This is a genomic window from Nonomuraea sp. NPDC004186, from assembly GCF_053603495.1.
This window is the reverse complement of the sequence record NZ_JBSGFQ010000210.1, coordinates 1-12708: the sequence shown is the minus strand read 5'-3', so window position 1 is coordinate 12708 and position 12708 is coordinate 1. Positions and strand designations below refer to the sequence as shown.

6 protein-coding genes are annotated in these 12708 nt (G+C 70.8%); 3 read left to right on the top strand and 3 right to left on the bottom strand.

Going from position 1 to position 12708, the window contains the following annotated elements; translation table 11 throughout:
• From ACWEPL_RS63130 to ACWEPL_RS63120, 3 genes are all read right to left on the bottom strand, one after another.
• A partial coding sequence (locus ACWEPL_RS63130; RefSeq protein WP_452442492.1) for an SDR family NAD(P)-dependent oxidoreductase occupies positions 1 to 6113 on the bottom strand: 6113 nt, incomplete at its 3' end.
• Between the two features lie 94 nt (positions 6114 to 6207).
• Positions 6208 to 7446 (bottom strand): type III PLP-dependent enzyme domain-containing protein, encoded by a 1239-nt coding sequence (locus ACWEPL_RS63125; RefSeq protein ID WP_363985768.1) that lies wholly within the window; start codon positions 7444 to 7446, stop codon positions 6208 to 6210.
• A 41-nt stretch (positions 7447 to 7487) separates the two neighbouring features.
• A complete protein-coding gene (locus ACWEPL_RS63120; protein ID WP_452442490.1) occupies positions 7488 to 8396 on the bottom strand; it encodes a proline iminopeptidase-family hydrolase in 909 nt (302 codons plus the stop codon).
• Positions 8397 to 8692: 296 nt separating this feature from the next.
• On the opposite strand from ACWEPL_RS63120, the gene ACWEPL_RS63115 reads away from it, so the two are divergent.
• From ACWEPL_RS63115 to ACWEPL_RS63105, 3 genes are all read left to right on the top strand, one after another.
• Positions 8693 to 9748, top strand: coding sequence for a helix-turn-helix domain-containing protein (locus tag ACWEPL_RS63115; protein ID WP_452442489.1), 1056 nt, complete (start codon positions 8693 to 8695; stop codon positions 9746 to 9748).
• 157 nt (positions 9749 to 9905) lie between these two features.
• Entirely contained in the window at positions 9906 to 11183 is a 1278-nt protein-coding gene (locus ACWEPL_RS63110; RefSeq protein ID WP_363985762.1) for an activator-dependent family glycosyltransferase, read from the top strand.
• A 61-nt stretch (positions 11184 to 11244) separates the two neighbouring features.
• Positions 11245 to 12708: type I polyketide synthase (locus ACWEPL_RS63105; RefSeq protein WP_452442488.1), on the top strand; the 1464-nt coding region annotated here is incomplete at its 3' end.

Here is a 12708-nt window from a genome sequence, read left to right as displayed (position 1 = left end):
ATGTCGGTGGTGGTGAGGTGGGCGCTCATGCCGCTGGGTTGGTGCCAGAGTCCCCAGGCGAGGGCTTGGGCGGGTAGGCCGGTGGTGTGGCGGTGAATGGCGAGGGCGTCCAGGAAGGCGTTGGCGGCGGAGTAGTTGCCCTGTCCGGCGCTGTCGAGGGTGGCGGCTGAGGAGGAGTAGAGGACGAAGGCGGCCAGGTCGAGGTGGCGGGTGGCCTGGTGCAGGTGCCAGGCGGCGTCTGCTTTCGGCTTCAGTACTCGGTCGATCTTGTCGGGGGTGAGTGAGGTGACCACACCGTCATCCAGCACCCCGGCGGTGTGGAAGACCGCCGTCAGCGGATGCTCGGCGGGGATCCGGTCAAGGAGCGCGGCCACCTGCTCGGGGTCGGACAGATCGCACGCCGCGATCTCGACGGTCGCACCCGCCGTCTCCAGGTCGGCCCGGAGCTGGTCGGCGTCAGGGGCCTGGTCTCCTCGGCGGGAGGCCAGCAGCAGATGCTTGGTCTGGTGCTCGGTGGCCAGGTGGCGGGCGAGGATGGCGCCCAGGCCGCCGGTGCCGCCGGTGATCAGTACGGTGCCGTCGGGGTCCAGGTTACGCGGCATGGTGAGGATGATCTTGCCGGTGTGGCGGGCCTGGGCCATGTGCCGGAATGCTTGGCGGGCCTGCTGCACCGGCCAGCACCGCACCGGCAATGCCGCCAGCCCGTCACCAGTGAACAGGTCCAGCAGTTCGACGAGCATCTGGCCGATACGATCGTGCCCGGCATCCATGAGGTCGAAGCTGCGATACCGCACCTGCGGATGGGTGCCAGCCACCTGGGTGGGATCGCGCCGGTCGGTTTTGCCCAACTCGATGAACCGCCCGCCAGGGGTGAGGAGGTCGAGGGAGACGTCGGTGAACGGGCCGGCCAGCGAGTTGAGCACCACATCCATCCCCGCTCCGCCCATCACCGTGGCGAAGGCGTCGGCGAAGTCCAGGTCGCGGGAGGAAGCGATGTGATCATCCGGCACGCCCAGCGCCCGCAGCACGTGCTGCTTGGCGGGCGAGGCGGTGGCGAACACCTCCGCCCCCAAGTGCCGGGCGATCTGGATCGCGGCCATACCCACCCCACCCGCGCCGGAGTGGATCAGCACCCGCTCCCCCCGGCTGAGCCCGGCCAGGTCGACCAGCCCGTACCAGGCGGTCGCGAACGCCACCGTCACCCCAGCCCCCTGAGCGAACGACCAGCCCGCCGGAAGCCCGGCCAGCAACCGCTGATCGACCACCACCCGGGGACCGAACGCGGCCTCACCCAGCCCCATCACCCGATCGCCGACCCGCACCCCTTCCACCCCGGGCCCCACCTCGGAAACGACGCCGGCGAACTCGCCACCGATCGGCTCCCCCTGCTCGGGCACCATGCCCAACGCCACGACCACATCACGGAAGTTCAACCCGGCCGCACGAACCTCCACCCGCACCTCACCGGCGGCCAACTCCCGGTCGGCCTCCGGCGCGGCAACCAACGCCAGCTCTTCCAGAGACCCCTTGGCCGGGCAGTCCAACCGCCACCCACCCGCACCCTCGGGCACCACCAGATCACCGGAGGAGTCCGCGCGGGCCAGACGAGGCACCAGCACCTGGCCGGCCCGCACGACCATCTGTGGTTCGTCTTCCACGCCCAGCAGGCAGGCCAGCGCGGTGAGCGATTCGGCCGCATCGTCGAGGTCGATCAGCAGGATCCGGCCGGGGTTCTCGGCCTGCGCAGAGCGCACCAGGCCCGACACCGCCGCACCGATCAAAGCACCATCGACGCCATCCCCACCTGAGGCGTTCAGGCGGGCCGAGGGGCCGGTCGCCATACCGGCATCGGTGCTGCCGGTTGTCACCGCGCCGCTGGTGACCAGCACCAACCGGGTCTCGGCCAGCCGCTCATCGGCCAGCCAACCACTCAGCACACCCACGACCCGATCGAGCGCCGGCCGGAGGAAAACATCCGCATGCAGGCGCATCACCACGGCAGCGGGAAGAGACCGGCCGGACGCGACCGCATCACCCAACGCCGCCACATCCACGAACTCCCCGACACCACCACCAGCAGCCTGGACAGCCGCGACCAGAGAGGGCCAGCCCTCGCCCACCACCGCCACGTCCCCAGAACCGACCGGCTCACCCGCCAGCGGCACCCACTGCACACGATGCAGCGCATCGTGCCCAGCCTGCGGACGCGACGACAGTCCGCCGGCCGGTAGCGGGCGTGAGATCAGGCTTGTGATGATGGCCACCGGCGCGCCGGTGGTGTCGGTGATGTGGATGCTGGAGGCGCCGTCGTCGGTGGGCTGGGCGTGGACGCGCACGCGTTGGGCGCCGGAAGCGAGCAGCTCCACCCCGTTCCAGGCGAACGGCAGCGCGACCCCCTCAACCCGCTCGACGAGACCGGTGGCGTGCAGGGCGGCGTCCAGCAGCGCTGGGTGGATGCCATAACCGCCGGCCTCGGCGGCCTCCCGCTCGTCGAGCTCCACCTCGGCGAACACCTCGTTGTCGCGGATCCAGGCCCGCTTGAGACCCTGGAACGCCGGACCGTACCCGTATCCGGTGCTGGCCAGTGTCTCGTAGTGGCCGGACACGTCCACCGCCTGCGCTCCCGCGGGCGGCCACTGTTCGCCAGCAGGACTCGGCGTGCTGCTTGTCGCGGTGAGGGTTCCAGTGGCGTGGCGTGTCCAGGGTCGCTGGCTGGTGCGGGCATGTACCGCCACCTCACGACGCCCGTCCTCGTCGGCTACCGACACTGCCACCTGGAGCTGGACCGGCTCGTCGCCCTCGATCACCAGCGGCGCTTCAAGCGTCAGCTCCTCCACCACCGGACAGCCGACCTCGTCACCCGCTCGCACGGCCAGCTCCACGAAGCCGGTGCCGGGGAAGACCACCGTCTGCCCCACTCCATGATCAGCGAGCCAGGGGTGCGTGGCGGTGGAGATCCGGCCGGTCAGCACCAGCCCGCCGTGATCGGGCAGTTCCACCGCCGCACCCAGCAGGGGGTGGTCCACGCGGGCCTGGCCCAGCCCACTCGCGTCCGACACCCCTGCCACGGCGGACTCCAGCCAGTAACGTTGGTGCTGGAACGCATATGTCGGCAGCTCAGCATTCACGCTGGTGCCGGGTAGGAGTTTTTGCCAGTCCACGGCGACACCGGCGGTGAACGCCTCGGCCGCTGAGCGGAGGAACCGGTCGGGGCCGCCCTCGCCACGGCGCAGCGATCCCACCGCAACGCCCGATGTGCCGGTGGCGTCAAGGATGTCCTGCACCGCCATCGTCAACACCGGATGCGGGCTCACCTCGATGAACGCGGTGCGGCCATCGGCCAGCAACGCCCGCACCGCCCCCTGGAAGTCCACCGGCCGGCGCGCGTTGGCGAACCAGTACTCCGCCCCCAGCTCCGAACCCGCCAGCACACCGCCCGTCACCGTCGAATACACCGGCACCCGGCCGGGCCCGGGCTCGATGGGGCCCAGCATCTCCAGCAACTGCTCCCGCAACGGCTCGACCATCTGCGAATGCGAGGCCACCGTGGTCGCGATCACCCGCGCCCGCACCCCCTCACCACGCAGACGCTCCACGAACTCCTCCAGCGCCTGCGTCGGCCCGGCCACCGCACACGAAGCCGGTCCGTTGTCCGCGCTCACCTCCAACCCCCCGCCCAGCGAGGCGACACGTTCGCGCACCACCTCAGCGGGCAGCCCCACAGCGGCGATCGCGCCGCGACCCCACAGCTCGGCGGCGAACAACCGGCTGCGCAACACGACCACCCGCACGGCGTCGGCCAGCGACAACACCCCGGCCACATACGCCGCGGCCACCTCACCCTGCGAATGCCCGATCACCGCTGTTGGCCGGACCCCGACCGACTCCCACAACGCCGCCAGGGCCACCCCGACCGCGAACGCCATCGGCTGCAACACCTCGATGGACTCCAGCCCATCAGCATCGGCCAGCACCTGGGCCGGGTCCCAGTCCACCCACCGCCGGATCTCGGCGAAGCACTCCTCCAGCCGGGCGGCGAACACCGGCGACGCCTGCGCCAGCTCCACCCCCATCCCGGCCCACTGCGCCCCCTGCCCCGGGAACACCAGCACCGCATCCCGACGACCCGACGCCATACCGGAGACCACCCCGGGGACAGACTCACCGGCCGCCAAGGCACGCAGGCCGCCCAGCAACTCCTCCCGATCCGCACCCACCACCACCGCACGGTCCTCGAAGGCAGCGCGGGCACGCACCAGCGACAACCCGACACCCTCAACCGCCACCTCCGGCCGGGCATCGACATACTCGGCCAACCGCGACGCCTGAGCCCGCAGCGCCTCCTCACCGCGCCCCGACAGCACCCACGGCACCACACCCGACACCACAGGAGCGTCCCCGGAGGTGCCCAGCTGCGGCTCGGGAGCCTGCTCCACGACGACGTGAGCGTTCGTCCCGCTCACCCCGAACGACGACACACCCGCCCGCCGCGGCCGGCCGTCCGGCTCCGGCCACTCCCGCGCCTGCTCCAGCAGCCGAACCTGGCCCTGCTCCCAATCCACATGGGTCGTAGGAGCAGACACATGCAGCGTCTGCGGCAATAACCCGTGCCGCATCGCCAGCACCATCTTGATCACACCGGCCACCCCCGCGGCCGCCTGCGTGTGCCCGATGTTCGACTTCAAGGAGCCCAGCCACAACGGCTGCGCCGGGTCACGATCCCGCCCATACGTGGCCAGCAGCGCATGCGCCTCGATCGGATCCCCCAGTGCGGTCCCCGTGCCATGTGCCTCGACCGCGTCCACTTCCGCACCCGACAACCGCGCATTGGCCAGCGCCTGACGGATCACCCGCTCCTGCGAAGGACCGTTCGGAGCCGTCAAGCCATTACTGGCCCCGTCCTGATTGACCGCCGACCCACGGATCACCCCCAACACCCGATGACCAGCGGCCACCGCGTCCGACAACCGCTCCAGCACCAGCACACCGACGCCCTCGGAGAAGCCGGTGCCGTCGGCGTCGGAGCTGAAGGCCTTGCAGCGGCCGTCGGCGGCGATGACGCGCTGGCGGCTGAAGGCGGTGTACGTCCCCGGCGCGGACATCACGGTCACCCCGCCCGCGAGCACCAGCGGGCTCTCCCCGGTGCGCAGCGACTGGCAGGCCAGGTGGATGGCGACGAGTGACGCCGAGCAGGCGGTGTCCACGGTGACGGCGGGCCCTTCCAGGCCCAGCGTGTACGCGACCCGGCCGGCGACGACACTCGGCGCGGCGCCGGTGACGAGGTAGCCCTCGACGTCAGGGGGCGCCTGGTGCAGCCGGGGGCCGTAGTCCTGCGGTTCGGCGCCGATGAAGACGCCGGTCTGGCTCTGGTGCAGGGTCTGGGGGTTGATGCCGGCCCGTTCGACGGCCTCCCAGCAGGTCTCCAGGATCAGCCGCTGCTGCGGGTCCATCGCCACGGCCTCACGCGGGCTGATCCCGAAGAACGCCGCGTCGAACTCCGCGGCGTCGTGCAGGAAGTGGCCCACCCGGGCATAGGTGGTGTTGCCGGCGTCGGGGTCGTCGTCGAAGAGCCGGTCGAGGTCCCATCCCCGGTCGGTCGGGAACCCGGTCACCGTCTCCCGGCCCTCGGTGATCAGCTCCCACAGCTCCTCGGGCGTGGCCACGCCGCCGGGGTAGCGGCAGGCCATGCCGACGATCGCGATGGGCTCGTCTGAGCCGACGGCGGCCGTGATCTCGGCGGTTCGCCGTTCCCCGAGCCCGAGCGCCTCGGTGAGCAGGTAGTCGGCGAGAGCGGCCGGCGTCGGGTAGTCGAAGGCGATGCCGATCGGGAGCTCGGCGCCGAGCTCGGCGGCGAGCCGGTCGTGCAGTTCGACCGCCGCGAGGGAGTCGAGCCCCATGTCCTTGAAGGTCTGCTCGGCGGAGACCGTCTCCAGCAGCCCGGGCAGTACGGCGCTCATCACGTCGAGCGTCGTCCGGCTCACCAGTTCGATCAGGGACGCCCGGCGTTCCGCCATGGAGAGGTCAGCCAGCCGAAGGGTGAAGGCCGTCGCTCGTCCGGCCCTCGTCGTCGGAGTGCCGCTGGCTTCGAATTCGCTGTTTCCGGACTGGCTCATCTGTTTGACTCTCCATATGAACCGCAGTGATCCTGTCCGCGGCGGTTGAGCCGGGACAGCCGACGATGGATACCTGCAGGGCAGGCAGGTGGTTCTACTCGTACATGCGGACAAAAAGCACGTGGGACGAGGAGACGACCTTGTCGCCGCGCATGACGACCTCGCTGGGCGCCGGGCGGCCCAGGAACATGAGCAGGCTGGCCGTCATGCCGTAGGCCCCCGCGTTCGGGATGGTCACCACGTCCCCGGGGCGGAGATCGGGTACGGCGACGTTGCGGCCGAGGATGTCGCCCGGGGTGCAGAGCGGGCCGACGAGGCTGGCCGGTGCCACGGGCTCGGCGGACTCGAACTGGACGGAGACCGGCAGCAGCCGCCCGAGCCCGGACATGCCGCCCAGCGTGTTGATCCCGGCGTCCAGGATGATGAACCTGCCGCCGCGGCTCTCCTTGACGTTGGTGACGGTGCACACGAGCCGGCCGCAGTCGCCGACGAGGTACCGCCCGGATTCGCAGGCGACCTGGGGGCTGCCGTCGCGCCAGCCCGCGAAGTGCGAGTCGAGGACCTCCTCCAGCGCCGCGCGGAGTCCGCCGTAGACGGGGCGTTCGCCGGGGGAGAGGTAGGGGGAGGCGAAGCCGCCGCCGATGTCGAGCAGCTCCGGCTCCAGGCCCGTCGAGTCACGCACCTCGGCCGCCGCGGTGATCGTGTGCTTGAACTCGGCGATCAGGGATTCCTCGTCCTTCGCATTGCTCAGCGAGAACAGGTGCATCCCCGACAGACGGGTGCCGGGCACCGATCGAAGCTCCGGCATGAGCTCGGGGAGCGTCTCGCTGTCGAAGCCGAACTGGGAGGGAGCCCCCGTCATGCGGATGCTGGTGGTGGCGCCTGAGGCGGTGCTGTTCACCCGCAGGAGGCAGTCGGCGACCGTGTCCTGTTCCCAGGCGGCCTGCCCGATCCGGCGCAGGTCGTTGACCGACTCGACGGAGAAACGGCGGACGCCGGCCTCCAGAGCGGCCTCCACCTCCTCGGTCGTCTTGCCGGGCCCGGTATAGAGGATGTCGAGCGGGTCGAAGCCCGCCAGCAGAGCCGCGGCGAGCTCGCCCGTGGAGCTGATCTCGGCCTTGCACGCGGAACCGCCGCTCTCGCGCAGCGCCTCGGCGATCTCCGGATGGGGATTGGCCTTGAACGAGAAATAGACGACCGTTCCCTCGGGCAGGGAAGCGCGGAGGTCGTCGTAAGCGGCGACGGCACGTTCGAGGTCGTAGACGTAAAGCGGCGATCCGTAGCGAGCAGCGAGCTCGGCGTCGCTCTTCACGATATCGGTGGCGTCGTTCAAGATTTCTCTCCTTGGGCAAGGGCATGAAGAGGCGGCCCAAGTCAGGCCAGGCCGGCGAGGAATTCGAGCATGACCCGCCGGAAGAGCTCCGGCTCCTCCAGATGTGGCGAATGGCTGGAATCCTCGAAGACCTTTCCGCGGGCCCCGGGAATGAGCTCGAGGAAAGGCCGGACCGACTCCTGGGTCACCTCGTCGTGCCGGCCCGAGAGCACCAACGTGGGCACGTCGATGCCGGGCAGGAGGTCCAGGACGTCCCAGTCCTTCAGGCTGCCGATCACGTGGAATTCGCACGGCCCGTTCATGGCCTGATAGACGGTCGGATTGCTGAGCGTGTCCATGAACGTGGCCTTGAATTCGCGTGGCCACGGCCGCGTACGGATCACGTGCCGGTTGTAGAAGACCATCATCGCGTCGAAGTATTCGCGGGTGTCCGTCGTCCCGGCCGCCTCGTGGGCGAGCAGCGTCTCGTTCACCCCGCTCGGCAGCAGGTCGCGCAGGATCTTCAGCTCTTTACGCCATTCCGGGTACGAGGCCGGCGAGTTCGCGATGACCAGGCCGCGCAGCCCGGACGGCCGCTCGGAGGCGTGTTTGGCGGCCAGCAGACCGCCCCAGGAATGGCCGAAGAGAACGTAGTCGCCGGCGATTCCCAGGCGGTTCAGCAGATTGCCCAGCTCGTCGTCGAACAACTCCGGCGTCCAGAATCCCGGATCCGCGTCGTCCAGGTGCGTGGAACCGCCGTTCCCGAGCTGGTCGTAATGGACGACCGGCCAGCCGGCGTCGGCGAGCTCCGCCATGGGGAGCAAATAGTCATGGGTGCCGCCGGGCCCTCCGTGCAGGGCCACCACCGCCGGCTTCCCCTTTCCCGGGGTGCCGGTCACCCGGTACCAGGTCACGTGGTCGCCGAACGGCAGGGTTCCCCTGGCGCTGGGGGCTCGGGCCAAGTCAACCACCTCATCACGTTCGGCGCGGAGACGGCGCCCCACGCCCTGGGCCATTCATCGAAATGCCGCACAATGCGCAGGTGAGCGGCCCTGCCGACGCTAGGTGAAGGCCGATCGAGGGCGGACCCCTATCCGACCCGTGCGTATCCCCTATAGGGCGGGATTCCGTTCCCCGGACCGGCCGCGAAGCCCCGGCATCCGTATACCGTTCCGTTGCGAACATTCACCCCGAATGGCGACCGCCGGCCGCGGCGTCGCTTTTTCCGAGCCCGAGTGAACGCAAAATCAGAGCCGAGGTCAACCTGATGAAGCACCTGCTGTTGCGCCTTTCCGAACTCGACGCCCACGCGGGTGACGAGCTCAGGGTGATCAGCTTCTTCGACGTGCTCCTGCAGAACGGGACCGATCTGGAGCGGCTGCTGCTGGAGGCTTCGCGGCTCGCGGAATGCCCCGTAGGGGTGAGCGTTCCCGGTCTGGGGGTGTATCGGCGGGTGAGTGCCGGCGGCGGCGCACTCGACGGGCCCGCCGACCCGGGTTCCAGGAGGCACGAGCTCGTGAACGGCGGCGAGGTGTGGATCGAGCGGCGCGGCGACGCGTTCCCGATCGACGCCATGCTCGTCGAACGGTTCGCCATCGCCTGCGCCGCCGTCCTGGGCAGGAGGGAGCCCGCCCTGGCGTTCGGCGATCCGGCGCTCGTCGAACTCGTCCTCGGCTCGGCCGCCGACGAGGCCGGACGCTCCCGGGCGCTGAAGCTCCTCGGGCTGAGGCCGGATCGTTCCGTGCAGGTGTTCGCCGTCGCCGGAGACGCCTCCGGGCTCGGGGGCAGGGTGGCCCGCCTCGGGCAGGTGTACGGGGTCATCGTCTCCGGCCCGCCCTGGCCCGACGCTCTCGCGAGCACGAGCTCGGCGGTCGGGGTGAGCCCGCGCGTTCCGTCCGCGAGCGCCGCGCGGGCCTGGCACATGGCGCGTACGGCACTGCGCTTCGCCGGCCCGGGGGAGCTGTGGGGCAGGGTCGTGCACTGGGACCGGCTGGGCGGCTTCGCCCTGCTCGCCGAGCACCTGCCGGACGAGGCCATCGGCGGATCCCCGGACGTCGCCGCACTGGACCGCCTGGCGGAAGCGCCCAACGGGGACTCCGTCCTGGCGACGCTGGACGTCTTCGCGGCCAGCGACTCCATCCGCCAGACCGCCTCCCGGCTCTACATCCACCGCAGCTCCGTCGCCGCCCGGCTGGCCCGGGCCGAGAGCGAGCTCGGCTTCCCCGTGCAGCCGGCCGAGGGCCGCGCCCGCCTGACCCTCGCACTCACCCTGCGACGGCTCGGCGAACACCCCAGTACGGCCGAAGTCCCCAGGGGGGCCTGAGGGGTGATCTAGGGGTCGGTGCCTCTCACGTGGCTGATTACTGTCTCGTGAGAGTCGATGGGGTCTGGCGGACCTGCTCACGACACCCACCTGTGAGCGGAAGGGCGCATTGCGCGCCGCCGCCCGGCCGACCTTGTACCTGCCGGAAGGATGCGGAATGCGCGTCGTTGTCACCCAACTCGCGGCCAGCGCTCATCTCAACCTCGTGGTGCCGCTCGGCTGGGCGCTCAAGTCCGCGGGCCACGACGTCGTGATCGCGGCACAACCCGACATCATGCCCCTGGTGCAGCAGACGGGACTGATGGGCGTCGCCGTCGGCGACGAGGCGCGCTACGCCGAGCGCGTCGCGGCGATGGCGCCCGAGGAGACCATCTACGGGTCCGGGTACTCCATCACGGAGATCCGGCCCGAGGTCCTCACCTACGAGTACGTGCGCGACTGCCTCGCGGCCTTCGCCTCCCCGATGGCGCTGGACGTGAACACCGACGAGTCCGTCTTCGACGGCATGGTCGCCTTCTGCCGCTCGTGGCGCCCTGACCTGGTCATCTGGGACAGCATGACGTACACGGGACCGGTGGCGGCGGCCGCCTGCGGCGCCGCGCACGCCCGGACGACCATCGGCCGCGACCACTGGGGCCGCTTACGCGAGCTGTTCCTGCGCCTGCGGGCCGAGCGTCCGGAGGCCGCCGGCGAGGACCCGGTACGCGACTGGCTGACCGCCAAGCTGGAGAAGTACGGCTGCGAGTACGACGACGACCTCGTCCTCGGCCAGACGACCATCGACTCGATCCCCTCCTGGCTGCGCCTGCCGGCGGAGTACGACTACCTGCCCGTGCGCTACGTGGCGTACAACGGCCCCGGGACCATCCCCGACTGGCTGCGGACGGAACCGGAGCGGCCGCGGGTCTGCGTCACCCTGGGCAACTCCTACCAGGAGGTGTGGGCCGGCCGCGCGAAGCTGGGATACCCCGACCTGTTCGAGGCCGTCGCCGACCTGGACATCGAGGTCGTCGCCCTGCTGGGCCCCGCTTCCGTCCCCGCCGGGGCCACCGTCCCCGACAACGTCCGGATCCCCGGGTTCGTGCCGCTGGACCCGCTGCTCAAGAGCTGCTCGGCGATCGTCCACCACGCGGGGACCGGCAGCACCCTGACGGCGCTGCTCAACGGCGTCCCGCAGCTCATCATCCCGCACGCGCTGCACGACGAGGACCAGGTCGCGGAGGCCATCGAAGCGCACGGCGTGGGCGTGCACCTTCCGCCGGACCGGTTCTCGGCCGACACCCTCCGCACCGAACTGCAGCGGATCCTGAACGACTCCACCTTCACCGAGCGCGCACAGAAGACCAGCCAGGAGATACGGGAGACCCCGACCCCGCACGACCTGGTCAAGGACCTGGAAGAGCACGTGCTCCGCCACCGGAGGACAGCCGGCTAGACCGCGCCGGCCCACGTCCGTCCCGTTCCGCCTCACTACCTCAAGGCTGGTTGAGAATCCCATGGCCACTGACGACAAGTTCCGGGACTACCTCAAGCGTGCTACCGCCGACCTTCAGCGCGCCCGCCGCCGGCTGCGCGAGGTCGAGGCGAAGGATCGTGAGCCGATCGCGATCGTGGCGATGAGCTGCCGCTACCCCGGCGGGGTGAACTCGCCGGAGGACCTGTGGAACATGCTGGTGGAGGCCCGCTCGGGGATCTCCTCCTTCCCCGACGACCGGGGCTGGGACCTCGAGACGCTCTACGACGAGGACCACACGGCCGGCGGTACGACGTACGCGCGGGACGGTGGTTTCCTCGAAGGGGCGGGCGACTTCGACGCCGGCTTCTTCGGGATCAGCCCGCGCGAGGCCCTGGTGATGGACCCGCAGCAGCGGCACGTGCTGGAGGTCGCCTGGGAGGCGCTGGAACGGGCCGCGATCGACCCCGGCACGCTGCGCGGCACCCCCACCGGCGTCTTCGTCGGCGGGACGCAGACCGGCTACGTCTCGGGGCTCGGGCCGTTCCCCGAGGGCGTCGAGGGGTACGTGCAGACCGGCAACACCAGCTCCGTCATCTCCGGCCGGGTGGCCTACAGCATGGGCCTGGAGGGCCCCGCGGTCACGGTGGACACCGCCTGCTCCTCCTCGCTCGTCGCCATCCACCTGGCCTGCCAGTCGCTGCGCAGCGGCGAGAGCACGCTCGCGCTCGCGGGCGGCGTGACCGTCATGCCGACCCCCGAGCTGATGGTGGACTTCAGCCGGCAGCAGGGGCTAGCCCGCGACGGCAGGTGCAAGGCCTTCTCCGACGACGCCGACGGCACCGTGTTCGCCGAGGGTGTCGGCATGCTGCTGCTGGAGCGCCTGTCCGACGCGCGGGCCAACGGCCACCAGGTCCTGGCGGTCATCCGGGGCACGGCGGTCAACCAGGACGGAGCCAGCAACGGTCTGACCGCGCCCAACGGTCCTTCGCAGGAGCGGGTGATCCGCCAGGCGCTGACCAACGCCGGGGTGACGGCCGCCGACGTGGACGTGGTCGAGGCGCATGGGACGGGGACCACGCTCGGCGACCCCATCGAGGCCCAGGCGCTGCTGGCCACGTACGGGCGGGACCGTGACGCGGCGGCGCCGCTGTGGCTCGGGTCGGTGAAGTCGAACATCGGGCACACGCAGGCCGCCGCGGGCGTGGCCGGTGTGATCAAGATGGTCATGGCCGCCCGCGAGGGCCTCCTGCCCCAGACCCTGTACGTGTCCGCCCCGTCCAGCCATGTCGACTGGGAGCAGGGCCAGGTCCGGCTGCTGGAGCAGGCGCGGGAGTGGCCGGAGCCGGACGGCCGGCCGCGGCGGGCGGGTGTGTCGTCGTTCGGGGTGAGCGGGACGAACGCGCACGTGATCGTGGAGCAGGCTCCCGAGCCGCAGCTGGGCACCTCCGGGGACGCTCCTGTGGTGTCGGGTGTGGTGCCGTGGGTGCTGTCGGGGCGCGGTGAG